16 protein-coding genes are annotated in these 12622 nt (G+C 72.2%); 7 read left to right on the plus strand and 9 right to left on the minus strand.

Translation table 11 applies throughout. From position 1 onward, the window contains the following. Positions 1–46: 46 nt before the first annotated feature. Both ABZ562_RS09805 and ABZ562_RS09810 read right to left on the minus strand, forming a co-directional pair. A complete protein-coding gene (locus tag ABZ562_RS09805; protein ID WP_361476082.1) occupies positions 47–556 on the minus strand; it encodes a GNAT family N-acetyltransferase in 510 nt (169 codons plus the stop codon). 101 nt (positions 557–657) lie between these two features. Then, complete coding sequence (locus tag ABZ562_RS09810; protein ID WP_361476084.1) at positions 658–918, minus strand: UBP-type zinc finger domain-containing protein; 261 nt, start codon at positions 916–918, stop codon at positions 658–660. Between the two features lie 50 nt (positions 919–968). Between ABZ562_RS09810 and ABZ562_RS09815 the strand changes: the two genes are divergently transcribed. Then, complete coding sequence (locus tag ABZ562_RS09815) at positions 969–2579, plus strand: Na+/H+ antiporter (protein WP_361476086.1); 1611 nt, start codon at positions 969–971, stop codon at positions 2577–2579. A 37-nt stretch (positions 2580–2616) separates the two neighbouring features. On the opposite strand, the gene ABZ562_RS09820 is transcribed toward ABZ562_RS09815, so the two are convergent. Next, entirely contained in the window at positions 2617–3207 is a 591-nt protein-coding gene (locus tag ABZ562_RS09820) for an N-acetylmuramoyl-L-alanine amidase (protein WP_361476088.1), read from the minus strand. Positions 3208–3376: 169 nt separating this feature from the next. Here ABZ562_RS09820 and ABZ562_RS09825 point away from each other — a divergent pair, with 169 nt between their 5' ends. From ABZ562_RS09825 to ABZ562_RS09835, 3 genes are all read left to right on the plus strand, one after another. Continuing rightward, entirely contained in the window at positions 3377–4288 is a 912-nt protein-coding gene (locus tag ABZ562_RS09825) for a glutaminase (protein WP_361476090.1), read from the plus strand. An 89-nt stretch (positions 4289–4377) separates the two neighbouring features. Further along, complete coding sequence (locus ABZ562_RS09830; protein WP_055547913.1) at positions 4378–4602, plus strand: hypothetical protein; 225 nt, start codon at positions 4378–4380, stop codon at positions 4600–4602. After that, complete coding sequence (locus tag ABZ562_RS09835; protein WP_361476092.1) at positions 4599–5303, plus strand: helix-turn-helix domain-containing protein; 705 nt, start codon at positions 4599–4601, stop codon at positions 5301–5303. Before ABZ562_RS09830 ends, ABZ562_RS09835 begins: the two co-directional genes overlap by 4 nt. Before the next feature lie 23 nt (positions 5304–5326). Here the strand turns inward: ABZ562_RS09835 and ABZ562_RS09840 are convergent, their stop codons facing one another. From ABZ562_RS09840 to ABZ562_RS09850, 3 genes are all read right to left on the minus strand, one after another. Next, positions 5327–5698: a VOC family protein gene (locus ABZ562_RS09840; RefSeq protein WP_361476094.1), complete on the minus strand. Its 372-nt coding sequence runs from the start codon at positions 5696–5698 to the stop codon at positions 5327–5329. 64 nt (positions 5699–5762) lie between these two features. Continuing rightward, positions 5763–6701, minus strand: a complete 939-nt coding sequence (locus ABZ562_RS09845) for a beta-ketoacyl-ACP synthase III (protein WP_361476096.1) — start codon at positions 6699–6701, stop codon at positions 5763–5765. Positions 6702–6842: 141 nt separating this feature from the next. Beyond that, positions 6843–7493 carry an HAD family acid phosphatase gene (locus ABZ562_RS09850; protein WP_361476098.1) on the minus strand — a complete coding sequence of 217 codons (651 nt, stop codon included), beginning with the start codon at positions 7491–7493 and terminating at the stop codon, positions 6843–6845. A 302-nt stretch (positions 7494–7795) separates the two neighbouring features. Here ABZ562_RS09850 and ABZ562_RS09855 point away from each other — a divergent pair, with 302 nt between their 5' ends. Further along, entirely contained in the window at positions 7796–8188 is a 393-nt protein-coding gene (locus tag ABZ562_RS09855; protein WP_361476100.1) for an STAS domain-containing protein, read from the plus strand. Between the two features lie 257 nt (positions 8189–8445). Continuing rightward, complete coding sequence (locus ABZ562_RS09860) at positions 8446–8907, plus strand: STAS domain-containing protein (protein WP_361476102.1); 462 nt, start codon at positions 8446–8448, stop codon at positions 8905–8907. A 32-nt stretch (positions 8908–8939) separates the two neighbouring features. Here ABZ562_RS09860 and ABZ562_RS09865 read toward each other — a convergent pair whose 3' ends face one another. Beyond that, the gene (locus ABZ562_RS09865; protein WP_055548733.1) at positions 8940–9149 is read right to left on the minus strand and encodes a hypothetical protein; all 210 of its coding nucleotides are present in this window, start codon (positions 9147–9149) and stop codon (positions 8940–8942) included. 244 nt (positions 9150–9393) lie between these two features. Continuing rightward, on the minus strand, positions 9394–10062 hold the full coding sequence (gene snpA, locus ABZ562_RS09870; RefSeq protein ID WP_361476104.1) for a snapalysin: 669 nt from the start codon (positions 10060–10062) through the stop codon (positions 9394–9396). A gap of 271 nt (positions 10063–10333) precedes the next feature. On the opposite strand from snpA, the gene ABZ562_RS09875 reads away from it, so the two are divergent. Next, positions 10334–11365 carry a LysR family transcriptional regulator gene (locus ABZ562_RS09875; protein ID WP_361476106.1) on the plus strand — a complete coding sequence of 344 codons (1032 nt, stop codon included), beginning with the start codon at positions 10334–10336 and terminating at the stop codon, positions 11363–11365. Positions 11366–11377: 12 nt separating this feature from the next. Here the strand turns inward: ABZ562_RS09875 and ABZ562_RS09880 are convergent, their stop codons facing one another. Beyond that, a complete protein-coding gene (locus tag ABZ562_RS09880) occupies positions 11378–12592 on the minus strand; it encodes a serine hydrolase domain-containing protein (protein ID WP_361476108.1) in 1215 nt (404 codons plus the stop codon). Positions 12593–12622: the final 30 nt, after the last annotated feature.

Consider the following 12622-nt stretch of genomic DNA (forward strand, 5'->3'; position numbering starts at 1 on the left):
GTGGCTAGGGGTCTGCGGTCTCAATTCGAAAGAGATGTCGCCTCACTCAACGAACCGCTGGTCGAATGCCCGGAGCCTGGGCGGCCAGCGCCCGCAGCGGCTCTCCCGACAGCCTTCGCACGGTCCACTCGTCCATCGGCTCCGCGCCGAGGGACGCGTAGAAGCCGATCGCCGGTTCGTTCCAGTCCAGCACCGACCATTCGAAGCGGGCATAGCCCCGCTCCACGCAGATCCGCGCCAGCTCGGCCAGCAGCGCCTTGCCGTGGCCGCCGCCGCGGGCTCGCGGTGTGACGTACAGATCCTCCAGATACACCCCGTGGGTGCCCGTCCAGGTGGAGAAGTTACGGAACCACAGGGCGAATCCGACCGGCACGGGCGCCCCGCCGCCGACCTCCTCGGCGATCAGCGCGAACACCGCCGGATGCTCCCCGAAGAGCGCCGCGCGCAGCTGCTCCTCGGTGGCCTTGGCCTCCTGCGGTGCCCGCTCGTACGCGGCCAACTCGCGGATCATCGCGAGGATGGCCGGGACGTCGGACGGCGTGGCTGATCGGATCATGTGGTGAAGGCTAGCTCGCCGCACCGACAACGCGGCAGCGGATTCCCCCGCGCATCGGTCCCCGGCGCGCCCGTCCGCCCCGCCCCGGGGGCCGGGGACGGCTAGACAATCAGCAGGTCCACGTAGCACCAGCGCCAGTCCTCGCCCGGTTCGAAGCTGCGCATCACCGGATGCCGGGTCTCCTCGAAGTGCTGTGTGGAGTGTCGATAGGTCGATGAATCGCAGCACCCTACATAGCCGCACTCCAGGCAGATTCGCAGCTGCACGGGATGGCTGCCGAGTGCCAGGCACTCGCGGCAGGTGGTGGCCTGTGGCTCCGGTTCGGGGCGCGGCAGGGCCGGAACATGTGGGCACTCCTTCATGATTGCCAGACTAAATGCTGACGGGCTGATGAAACGGGACGGGACGGGGCATGGATGTCACTCCGCTGTTGATGCTGGTCGCGGGCAGCGCGGCGGTCGCGGGCGCGGCCCGGCGCACCCCCGTGCCCCCGCCGCTGCTGCTGGTCGCGGCCGGGTTGGCGGTCTCGTATCTGCCGGGGGTGCCGGACTACACCCTGGAGCCGGAGATCGTGCTGCCCCTGGTGCTGCCCCCGCTGTTGCACACCGCCGCGCTCGACAGCTCCTATCTGGACCTGCGCGCCAATCTGCGGCCGGTGGCGCTGCTGTCGTTCGGCTATGTGCTGTTCGCCACCCTCGCCGTCGGCTGGATCGCCCATCTGCTGGTGCCCGATCTGCCGCTGACCGCCGCCCTGGTGCTGGGCGCGGTGATCGCCCCGCCGGACGCGGTGGCGGCCACCGCCATCGCCCGCCGAGTCGGGCTGCCCTCCCGGCTGACGACCGTTCTGCGGGGCGAGTCCCTGGTCAACGACGCGACCGCGATCACCGCCTACCGGGTGGCGCTCGCCGCCGCGGTGGGGGAGGGCGCCACCTGGACCCATGCCGCGGGTGAGTTCCTGCTCGCCGCGGTGGGCGGCGTCGGCGTCGGCCTGGTCCTCATGGTGCCGCTGCACTGGCTGCGCACCCGGCTGCGCGATCCGCTGCTGCAGAACACCCTCTCGCTGCTGATCCCCTACACCGCCTACGCGGCCGCCGAACAGGTCGAGGCGTCAGGCGTGCTGGCGGTCGTGGTGGTCGCGCTCTACCTCGGGCACCGCTCCTGGCAGGTCGACTTCGCGACCCGGCTCCAGGAGGCGGCCGTCTGGAAGATGATCGCCTTCATCCTGGAGTCGGCCGTGTTCGCGCTGATCGGGCTGCAACTGCGGTTCGTGGTGGGCGGCCTGGGGGAGTACGGGGCGGGCGAGGCGGCCTGGTACGCGGTCGCCGTCTTCCTGGCCGTGGTGGCCGTACGGTTCGTCTGGGTCTTCCCGGCGACCTTCGTGCCGCGCGCCCTCTTCCGCAGGATCCGGGAGCGGGAGCCCGGCACCGACTGGCGGGCGCCGGTCATCATCGGCTGGGCCGGGATGCGCGGAGTGGTGTCCCTGGCCATCGCCTTCTCGATCCCGGAGACCGTGCACGGCGGAGGCGCCTTCCCGGCCCGCACCCTGATCCTCTTCCTGGCCTTCACCACCGTCATCGGGACCCTGGTCCTCCAGGGGCTCACCCTGCCCGCCCTCATCCGCGCGCTGGGCGTACCGGGACCCGATCTCCAGGCCGAGACGCTCGCCGAGGCGCAGGCGCAGGCCCAGGCGTCCCGGGCCGCCGAGGACCGGCTGGACGAACTCCTCGCCGACGAGCGCAACACGCTGCCGCCACCCCTGGCCGACCGGCTGCGCAATGTGCTGGAGCGGCGCCGCAACGCGGTGTGGGAACGGCTGGGCACGGTCAACGAGGTGACGGGCGAGTCGGCGGACGACACCTACCGCAGGCTGGCGCGCGAGGTGATCGGCAGCGAGCGCGCGGTGTTCGTGAAGCTGCGGGACGCGCGCCGGATCGACGACGAGATGCTGCGCACGCTGCTGCGCCGACTGGACCTGGAGGAGGCGGCGGCCTACCGGGAGGAGACGGCCGAAGGCGGGCCCTGACCGCCTCCGGCCGGGGCCCGCCGCTCCCAACGGGCTCCTACTTCAGCCGCTCACGGATGCGCGCGCGCATCGAGGCCATCGTGAACCCCCGGGGGTCGATCTTGCCCGGCTGCCATTCGAGATGGCCGATCACCGACCGCTCGGTCCAGCCGTGGCGGCGGCAGACCGCGGCCGCCGCCCGGGCGATCGCGTCCAGCTGGACCTCGGGCCACGGGTCCTCGCCGTCACCGAGGTTCTCGCATTCGAAGCCGTAGAACGCGCGATTGCCGTCCGTGTTGGCCTCGTTGTCGGGCGGGAGCGCCTTTTCGGCGATCACCGCGCGCAGGACGTCGTCGTCGCCGAGCCCCGCGTGGTTGGCGCGGCCGTAGCCGACGAGATGCACTCCGCCGTCCTTGGCGATCACGCCGTGGCACAGCGGGCCGGGCAGCGCCTCGTCGCCGTCGCGGCAGATCTCGACGGTGAGGTCGGTGCCGGAGGTGACGGTGTGGTGGATCATCACACCGTGCACCGGGCCCCAGGGCCCCTTGTGGTTGCGGTTGTGGTTCCGCCAGTCGCCGACCTGCACCACGCGCAGGCCCTCGTTCTCCAGTGCCGCCAGGAAGTCCCCCGCGGACATGGGTGAGGCCATGACCGCCTCCGTTCTGATCGTGCGGCGGTCGCCGGTCGCGGCCCGCCTGTATCACCGTATGCTTACCCAAAAACACGGTGGGTCATCGACTCCTGGTGGAGGGGCGGTTGAGAGCGCCCGTTATGGTGCGTCTGATCCGCTCGACGACGCGCAGGAGAACCACCGCACCATGCACTACCAGGACGTACTCGACGAGGTCGCGGCCCATGTGGCGCCCCATATCGGCCGGGGGCAGGTGGCCCAGTACATCCCCGCGCTCGCGGCGGTCGACCCGGACCGCTTCGGCATCGCCCTCGCGGACGTCGACGGCAACGTCACCGGCGTCGGCGACTGGCGGCGGCCCTTCTCCGTGCAGTCCATCTCCAAGGCGTTCGGCCTCGCGCTCGTCCTCGCGCAGGACGGGGAGAAGCTGTGGCGGCGGGTCGGCCGGGAGCCCTCGGGCAACCCCTTCAACTCCCTGGTGCAGCTGGAGCACGAGAACGGCATCCCGCGCAATCCGTTCATCAACGCCGGCGCTCTGGTCGTCACCGACCGGCTGCACAGCCTCACCGGCGACGCCAGCACCACGATGCTCGACTTCCTGCGCGCCGAGAGCGGCAACCCCGATCTCGCCTTCGACCCGGTCGTCGCCGAGTCCGAGTCCGGCCACGGCGACCGCAACGCCGCCCTCGCGCACTTCATGGCGAGCTACGGCAACCTCGACAACCCCGTGCCCACCGTCCTGGAGCACTACTTCTGGCAGTGCTCGATCGAGATGAGCTGCCGCGACCTGGCCCTCGCGGGCGGCTTCCTGGCCCGTCACGGACTGCGCGCGGACGGCTCCCGGCTGCTGTCGCGGCGCGAGGCGAAGCGGGTCAACGCGGTCATGCTCACCTGCGGGACGTACGACGCGGCGGGCGACTTCGCGTACCGCGTCGGGCTGCCCGGCAAGAGCGGGGTCGGCGGCGGGATCATCGCCGTGATCCCGGGGCGGTGCACGCTGTGCGTATGGAGTCCCGGGCTGGACGCCCGCGGCAACTCGGTGGCCGGGGTGGCGGCGCTGGACCACTTCACCACGGTGACCGGGTGGTCGGTCTTCTAGCCGGCTTCCCCGGCGGCTTCCCGGGCCCCAGGGTGGCGCCGTGCCCGTGGCGGCGGGAGCATGGTGGTGTCAGCGGGAGGTGTGGCGCCATGCAGCACGAGATGCGCGCGGAGTACGAGGAAGGCAGCTCCGGGCGGGTGGCGGGCGCGCCGGTCAAGATCTGGCACATGGTCCGGGGCAACGGCACGACCGCGATGTGCGGCCGTGAGCTGGCCCCGGACGCCGAGACGCAGGCGGCGGACCTGTGGGCCTCGGGCGACTCCGGGCCCTTCTGCCACTCCTGCGGTGCGATGTACCTGCGCGAGGTCCCTTGAGCGAGAGCGACGGCGGGAGCGGCTACCGGGAGCGGGCGTCGCGGCTGGGCGGCGGCGCGGTGGTGTGGTCCCGCACCCTCGGGGCCGGGCCGCAGCGGGTCCTGCCCGACGGCTGTACGGACCTGATCTGGATCGGCGGGCAGCTGCTGGTCGCCGGGCCCGACACCCGTGCGCATCTGGCCGGTGGGCCCGCGGGGACGCGCGCCGTGGGGCTGCGCTTCGCCCCGGGCACGGGCCCCTCGGTGCTGGGTCCCCCCGCCTGTGAACTGCGTGACCAGCGGGTGCCGTTGGCCGCGCTCTGGCCGGAGGCCGAGGTGCGCCGGCTGAGGGAGCGGGCCTCCGAGGGGCGGGTGGGGCGGGTGCTGGAGGCCGTGGCGCTGGACCGGCTGCGGGACGCGGAGCCCGTCGATCCGGTGGTGGGCGAGGTCGTGGCGGGGCTCTCGGGCGGGCGGAGCGTGGCCGAGGTGGCCCGCGTGGTGGGCCTGGGCGCCCGGCAGCTGCACCGGCGGTCGCTGGTGGCCTTCGGATACGGGCCCAAGACGCTGGGGCGGGTGCTGCGGCTGAACCGGGCCCTGGAGCTGGCGCGCGGCGGGATGCCGTTCGCCGAGGTGGCGGCGGTGGCCGGGTACGCGGACCAGGCGCACCTGGCGCGCGAGGTGCGGGGGCTGGCGGGCGTACCGCTGGGCGGGCTGCTGGGGTAGCCCGCCGGTGTCCTCGTGTGCCGTCAGCCGGGCAGCGGGGCGAACAGGTCGACCTGGTTGCCGTCCGGGTCCAGGACGGTCGCGTAGCGCTGGCCCCAGAAGGCGTCCCAGGGCTCCTTGGAGCCTCTCGCGCCCGCCTCCGTGAGCTTCGCGTACGTGGCGTCCACCTCGGCCGGGCCGTCGCACAGGAAGGCCAGTGCCATCCGTCCCGGCCCGCTGGGCGGCGGGGTCTCGGCCGCGTCCCACATCAGGCGCAGCCCGCCCGGCAGGGCGGCCTCGGCATGCGGCTGGGTGTCGGCGCCGGCGGGGATGTCCAGGCCGAGCAGGCGGTAGAAGGCGAGGGAGGCGGCCATGTCCGCGACGGCCAGGCCGAGCGCGTCGAATCGTGGTGTCATGCGGGCAGCGTAGGCAGCCCGCGACCGGCCGGTCTTGAACGGATCGGACACCGGGGGACACCCCCTACGGGCAGTGGATGACCTGGCCGCCGTACGACAGGTTGCCGCCGAAGCCGAACAGCAGCACCGGGCTCCCGGAGGGGATCTCGCCGCGTTCGACCAGCTTGGACAGGGCGAGCGGAATGCTGGCCGCCGAGGTGTTCCCGGAGTCCACGACATCGCGCGCGATCACCGCGTTGACCGCGCCGAGCTTGCGGGCGACCGGTTCGATGATCCGCAGGTTGGCCTGGTGGAGCACGACCCCGGCCAGGTCCGCCGGTTCGATCCCGGCCCGGGCGCACACCGCGCGGGCGATGGGCGGCAGTTGGGTGGTGGCCCAGCGGTAGACGGACTGGCCCTCCTGCGCGAAGCGCGGCGGGGTGCCCTCGATACGGACGGCGTTGCCCATCTCGGGCACCGAACCCCACACGACCGGACCGATGCCCGGCTCCTCGGCCGCCGTCACCACGGCCGCGCCCGCGCCGTCGCCCAGCAGGACGCAGGAGGAGCGGTCGGTCCAGTCGGCGGCCTCGGTGAACTTGTCCGCGCCGATGACCAGCACGGCGGCGGCCGATCCGGCCCGTATCGCGTGGTCGGCGGTGGCCAGGGCGTGGGTGAACCCGGCGCACACCACGTTGATGTCCATGACGGCGGGATGGGCCAGGCCCAGCCGGGCGGCGACCCGGGCGGCCATGTTGGGGCTGCGGTCGATCGCGGTGGACGTGGCGACCAGCACCATGTCGATGTCGGTGGTGGCGAGGCCGCTGTGGGCGAGGGCCTTGGCGGCGGCCGCCGCCGCCATCTCGTCCACCGTCTCGTCGGGGCGTGCCACATGGCGGGTGCGGATCCCGACCCGGGCGCGGATCCACTCGTCGCTGGTGTCGACCATGGTGGCGAGGTCGTCGTTGGTGAGCACCTTCGCGGGCTGGTAGTGGCCGAGCGCCCGTACGCGTGATCCGGTCATCGGTCCAGTCTTGGGGCACACGGGACGGTCCGGTGCGCGGGCAGGTGACAACGTATCGCCCGCAGATCTGGAGCTTTCGGCCTTCCCAGCCGTCGGTGGCGGCTCCTCGCGAGGGCCGCCACCGCGTTCGGGGTCGCTCGGTCAGGACAGCTGGCCGTCGTAGTCCGGGAGCTTGAAGGTCTTCTCGGCGTGGCCGCCGGACAGGTCGGTGGCGCTGTTGCCGATGTTGGCGATGATCGTGTAGCCCTTCTTCTCGATCTCCGCGCGCTTGGCCGTCTTGTACGCGGCGACGTCCTGGAAGAGGTCGGGGAGGCCGCGCACGTACAGCCCGGCCACCGGGTAGCCCACCGTCTCCAGGTTGTACCGGGTGGGCAGCGTGAGGATGTCCGGGCGCGCGGTGACGAAGAACAGGTCCACCCCGCGGGTGTGCGCGTCGCGGGCGAGCCGGAGGACCGGCTCCACGGCGGGCGCCGGGTAGCTGAACGTGAAGTCCGACTCCAGCGAGGTGTTGTCGATGTCGAGGACGATGGCCTGCTTCTGGTCCCCGGGGTTCTGGGTGCGCTGCTCGACGTAGGGCCGGGCCTGGTCGATGACGGCCTTCACATCGCGCTTCCAGGTCTCGTAGTCGACCTTCGCGGCGGCGGTGTCCTTCGCGGTGCCGGTGGCGCTCGGCGTGGCGGCCGACGTGGTCGTGGCGGTGGCCGCGGTGGCCGTACCGCCCAGACCGATGGCGAGGCCCAAGGCCACCGCCGTCACGCCGAGCCGTCGTGATCGCGCGCGTGCTGCAGTCATGGGTTCCGTCCCTCGTCGTCGTGTCGAAGTGTGTGCCGGGTGGCATGTTCACGTTCAACAGTGGACATGAGAAGACCGCTGCGTTTACTGATGAGTAACGATTGGCGCGGAGTGGGCTTCTCCGGATGCCACATAGGCCAACGACACGTGCCGTGGCGTTCTTTGACTGGTCAGCCGATAGATGGGTATGTCATGTACTGAAGGGCCGGCCTGGACCCCGGCGGTGCACGCACCCCGCCCGGACGTCGTGTTACCCCCAGAGTTCCGGTGTCGCGCGCCTCCACCCTGCCGAGGAGGCTTGCATGTTCGATGATCGGCCCGCCTTCGGTGTCCGTGTACAGGTGCTGGGCGGTGTCACGGTCGCTGAGGTCGCGGGAGAGCTGGACATCTTCGCCGCGGGACGGATCTCCGCACGGCTCGAATCCCTGGCCCGTACGGGATGCCCGGATCTGGTGCTGGATCTGCGGCACGTCACTTTCCTGGACTGCGCCGGGGTGTCGTTACTGTGCCGCCTGCGCAATCGTGTGCTGGAGCGGGAGGGCCGGCTGCGGCTGGTCATCGTGGATCCGCGGTTCCTGCGGCTGCTGCGGATGGTCCGGCTGGAGGACGCCTTCGAGGTGCTGGAGGATCTGACACCGGCGGTCGCGAGCGCGGGGAATGCGGCGGCCGGGGGGAGTGGCGACGCCCTTGCCTGAGACGCGTATGACGTGCGGATACGGCCTGTAGCGCAGCTGATCAGGCGTCAATAGGAAGAAAAGAATTTCACTCGAACGAGGGTTTTTTGCTGGGGGAATGCCGCGTCCCCCTCTCTGTAACCGACGGTCACCCCCTTACGCTCGCCTGCACGTCACCCAGGACCCGGCGGATCCGCACCCGACGCTCCACTCTGCCCGCTTCCGGGAGTCCGAGGACGGTGAAAGGGGGCAGTGTGCCGTTCCGAGGGGAATTCGTGATGTCGCAGCAAGGCGCTCCCCGTGGCGCACCCGTGCCCCAGGGGACGTCGGACGCGACGCCGGGCGACCCGCCGGGTTCCGGCGCGGCCGCCGGTGACTTATGCCTGCCGGGCCATCCGGCCCCGCCCCCGTACGCCCGCACGTCCCGGGTCGGCGGACGCACCGTGGTGGCCCTGCACGGCGAGATCGACATCGCCGGGCTGGGGTACGTCGGCCCGGCGATGGACGCCGCCACGGGCGCCGGGGCGCCCGAGGTGGTGGTGGACTTACGGCCCACGACGTTCTTCGACTGCTCCGGTCTGGGGCTGCTGTGCCGCGCCCTGCGGCGGGTCGCCGACCGCGGCGGCCGGCTGCGGCTGGTGTGCGACGACCCCCTGATCCTGCGCACCCTGCGGGTGGGCGGGCTGCTCGACGCGCTCGACGCGGTGGCCACGCTGGAGGAGGCGGTCGGCGAGGAGTGACGCGCCGGGCGGGTCGGCCGGGGAGTGGTGGGTCAGACGCGTGGCGGCGCCACCCGGTGGCCGCGGTGCGGCCGCCCGCGGCCCCAGCCGTGGCGACGGGAGCGGTGGCGGTGGCGGGCCGGGACCTCGCTGTGGCGCTCGGCCGCGATCTTGTTGCCGTTCTGGGCGTTGAGTCGGTGGATCACCAGCACACCCACGGCGATCATCGCCAGGATCACGGCCACGGTGACGATGGTCTCCATGGTGTTCACTCCCTGGGGCCGGGCCCCGGCCTGGAGGATTCCGGCCGAAATGCGCGAAACCTTGGTGAATACACCGTACCTCCGCCCGTGAGCGGGAGCGCCCCGCGTGCGGCGCTTTCGGGCGGGGCCTTTCCGGGCGGAGGCTTTCGGGGAAACACCGGCCGCCCGCACCGGCGTCGGGGGTCCGGGTGCGGGCGGCGTGCCCTGATCAGCGGTTCAGGGGCTCATGGGTGGTCCGCGGTGCTCAGTGGGCCTTGGCGAGGTCCTTCTTCTGCAGGGCGGCCAGGCCGTTGGCCCACAGCTGGTTCACGCGGCTGATCTCGGCCGCGTTCGGCTGCGAGTTCTTGCAGGACGTGCCCGGGCCGCCACCGGACATCAGCTCGCTGCACGGGCCCGAGTAGTGGTCCGGCAGACCGAGCACATGGCCGGTCTCGTGTGCGACGATCCGCGTCTGGTCGTACTGCTGGCTCTGTGCGTAGTCGATGAAGACGTAGCCGCGGCCGTGTCCGTCGGTGCTCGCGTACGAACCGCTGGAGCTGTTGCCCTCGCGGTAGGTGAAGTCCGGGCTGCTGCCTTCCCGCAGCTTCACGTTGCTCACCGCGGCGTTCCAGATCTGGGTGCTTCTCGCTATCACCGACTTGTAGGTCGGCGCCGAGCTCGCGCTGTACGTGACGGTGACCGCGGCGGTGGCGCTGGGCGCCTTCGCCCGCTTGGCCAGCGCCGACTTCATCACGGCCTTGATGAAGGCGTCGGTGTCGGCCTTGTCCTCGGCGCCGGGGACGTAACCGGCGGACGCGGCGGTCGTGGTGGTCGTGGTGTGGCCGGGCGTGGCCGCCGACGCGGGCACGGCGGCGAGGCTCGCCGCCAGACCGAGGCCGAGGGTCGCGGACAGCGCCAACTTGGGAAGTGTCACGTGGGGGGCTCCTCATCGTCCTCGGGCCCCGGCCGCCGTGTGGGGTGCGGCGGTGGGAGCCCTGGGATGAACTCTTGGTGCCGCAGAGTCTTGAGGAGAACCGGCGTGGCGCGGAGATGCCAACCGGCGATAGCGCCATGGCATATCCCGCCGCCGGCCGGGCCGATCCACGGGTATCCCCTGCCGGCCCGCCGACTCGCCCCACAGAAAGGCGAATTGGCGCGGTTTCAGTGTCTGGTGTGACGCGCGAGAGCGCCGTTATGCTCCCGCCGTGGAGCTCGAGGTGAGGCACCTTCGTGCGCTGTGCGCCATCGCCGACACCGGCAGCCTACGGAAGGCGGCGCGGCAGCTGGGCATGACCCAGCCCTCTTTGACGACACAGCTCCGGCGCATCGAGAACACCATCGGTGGCCGGCTGTTCTCGCGGGAGGTCACCGGCAGCCGCCCCACCCCGCTCGGCCAGTCCCTGCTCAACCGGGCCCGGCCCATCGTGGCCGAGATGAACACCCTGGTCAGCGAGGTCCGGCTGGAGGTGGGGCAGACCGCGGGCGAGTGTCTGCGCATCGGCAGCACCGGCAGCCGGGCCGTGGTCGGCTGGCTGCGCAGGCTCCGCGCCCGCTTCCCGGACGCCGACACCACCATCCACATCGACGTGTCGGCGAACGCCCTGCTGGAGATGGTCGCCGAGCAGCAGCTCGACGCCGCGTTCGTCCACGAGGTCGAGGGCGCCCCGCTGCGGGTCCCCGACAGCGTGCGGCGTCGGGTGCTGCTGGCCCGCGAGCCGCAGTTCGTGGCCCTCGCCGAGACGCATCCGGCCGCCGCCGCACCGGTGGTGCGGCTCACGGACCTCGCCGGCGACCAGTGGATGGTCGACCCGACGGGCGACGGCGAAGGGCCCGGGCTGCGCCGGGTCCTCAGCGCCGCCGGGCTCAACCCGCGGGTGGTGTACGGGGACTATCTGACCGCCAGCGATCTGGTCGCCTCCGGCGAGGTCGTCGCCCCGTGCCAGCCCACGGCCCGGTCGCGCGCGGGCATGGCGGTGCGGCCGCTGCACGGGGATCCGCTGGCGGTCGGGCTGTACCTGGCCTCGCGCGTGCCGGACGAAGGCGACCCGGCCGGCTCCGCCGACATCGACGCGCTCTTCGCCGACCTGGAGCACGCGTACCTGGAGATCGCCTGGGCGAGCGACGCCTACCGCCAGTGGCTGGTGCGCAACGACAGCCCGCTGGTGCGGATCCGCGACGCCCGTCCGCCGGTCCCGCTGGCCGACATCGGCCTCGCGGGCCCGTCGGACGGTGCTTGAGGTCTCCCCGCCTCAGTCGTCGATGGCCTGGTAGGCCAGCGTCCAGAAGTCGAGATAGACCGGGGAGAACATCGGGAACTGCGCGCGCTGGGTCAGCAGGACCGCCACCATCCGCTCCGCCGGGTCCGAGGCCCACGAGGTGCCGAGCCCGCCGTCCCAGCCGAACCGCCCCGGCACCGCCGCGACGCCGTCCCGCCCGGTGACCACCGAAACCCCGAACCCCCAGCCCAGGTTGTCCCACGCGCCGGGGAGCAGCCCGGACACCGCCTTCTGGGCGGGCGTCAGCTGGTCCGTCGTCATCAGCTCCACCGACGGCCGGGACAGGATGCGCTCGCCGTCGCCGTACCGCCCCTGGTCCAGCATCATCCGGCCGAACGCCAGATAGTCGTCGACCGTGGAGACCAGGCCCCCGCCGCCGTCCGGGAACGCGGGCGGCGCGGCCCACCGGCTGTCCTCGACCCCGTCGTACCGTTCGAGCTTCCCCGTCCCGGGGTCGGCGACGTAGGAGGTGGCCAGCCGGCCGAGCTTCTCCGGCGGTACGTGGAAACCGGTGTCCGCCATGCCCAGCGGTTCGAAGATCCGCTCCCGCAAAAACGCCTCCAGCGGGCGGCCGGTGGCCCGCGCCAGAGCTACGCCCAGCACCTGGGAGCCGGTGTGGTACATCCACTTCTCGCCCGGCTGGTGCATCAGCGGCAGCGTGCCCAGGCGGCGCATCCACTCATCGGGGTCCGGCGCCGCGGCCGGGTCCGGCATCCCCACCCCGACCCCCAGCTCCTGGGCGGCACGCGCCACCGGATACGTGTCCTCCCGCGGGCCCGCCAGCATGCCGAAGCCGAGCCGGAAGGTCAGCAGGTCGCGCAGGGTGATCGGGCGGATCGCCGGAACGGTGTCCTCCAGCGGCCCGTCGATCCGGCGCAGCACCCGGCGGTCGGCCAGCTCGGGCAGCAGCCGGTCCACCGGCTCGTCCAGCCGCAGCACACACTCCTCGACCAGGATCATCGCCGCGGCCGCGATGACCGGCTTCGTCATCGAGGCGATCCGGAAGATCGTGTCCCGGCGCATCGGGTCCTCGGTGCCGACCGCCTTCGTACCGATCACCTCGACATGCGTCTCACCGCGCCTGCTGAGCGCCATGACGAGCCCGGGCGCCTCGCCCTTTTCCACATGGCGGGCCATGACGTCCCGCATCCGGTCCAGCCGTGCTGTCGAGAATCCTCCGGCGCGCATGCGCGGGTCCCCCTTCGTCCGGTGAGAGCT

Origin of the sequence: Streptomyces sp. NPDC019937 (assembly GCF_040631655.1) — a bacterium.
In the GTDB taxonomy this organism is placed as follows: Bacteria; Actinomycetota; Actinomycetes; order Streptomycetales; family Streptomycetaceae; genus Streptomyces.

What these genes read in the sequence shown, in the direction of transcription:
- ABZ562_RS09805 (WP_361476082.1), bottom strand. Translation starts at nt 556, where the DNA reads ATGATCCGATCAGCCACGCCGTCCGACGTCCCGGCCATCCTCGCGATG.
- ABZ562_RS09810 (WP_361476084.1), bottom strand. Translation starts at nt 918, where the DNA reads ATGAAGGAGTGCCCACATGTTCCGGCCCTGCCGCGCCCCGAACCGGAG.
- ABZ562_RS09815 (WP_361476086.1), top strand. Translation starts at nt 969, where the DNA reads ATGGATGTCACTCCGCTGTTGATGCTGGTCGCGGGCAGCGCGGCGGTC.
- ABZ562_RS09820 (WP_361476088.1), bottom strand. Translation starts at nt 3,207, where the DNA reads ATGGCCTCACCCATGTCCGCGGGGGACTTCCTGGCGGCACTGGAGAAC.
- ABZ562_RS09825 (WP_361476090.1), top strand. Translation starts at nt 3,377, where the DNA reads ATGCACTACCAGGACGTACTCGACGAGGTCGCGGCCCATGTGGCGCCC.
- ABZ562_RS09830 (WP_055547913.1), top strand. Translation starts at nt 4,378, where the DNA reads ATGCAGCACGAGATGCGCGCGGAGTACGAGGAAGGCAGCTCCGGGCGG.
- ABZ562_RS09840 (WP_361476094.1), bottom strand. Translation starts at nt 5,698, where the DNA reads ATGACACCACGATTCGACGCGCTCGGCCTGGCCGTCGCGGACATGGCC.
- ABZ562_RS09845 (WP_361476096.1), bottom strand. Translation starts at nt 6,701, where the DNA reads ATGACCGGATCACGCGTACGGGCGCTCGGCCACTACCAGCCCGCGAAG.
- ABZ562_RS09850 (WP_361476098.1), bottom strand. Translation starts at nt 7,493, where the DNA reads ATGACTGCAGCACGCGCGCGATCACGACGGCTCGGCGTGACGGCGGTG.
- ABZ562_RS09855 (WP_361476100.1), top strand. Translation starts at nt 7,796, where the DNA reads ATGTTCGATGATCGGCCCGCCTTCGGTGTCCGTGTACAGGTGCTGGGC.
- ABZ562_RS09860 (WP_361476102.1), top strand. Translation starts at nt 8,446, where the DNA reads ATGTCGCAGCAAGGCGCTCCCCGTGGCGCACCCGTGCCCCAGGGGACG.
- ABZ562_RS09865 (WP_055548733.1), bottom strand. Translation starts at nt 9,149, where the DNA reads ATGGAGACCATCGTCACCGTGGCCGTGATCCTGGCGATGATCGCCGTG.
- ABZ562_RS09880 (WP_361476108.1), bottom strand. Translation starts at nt 12,592, where the DNA reads ATGCGCGCCGGAGGATTCTCGACAGCACGGCTGGACCGGATGCGGGAC.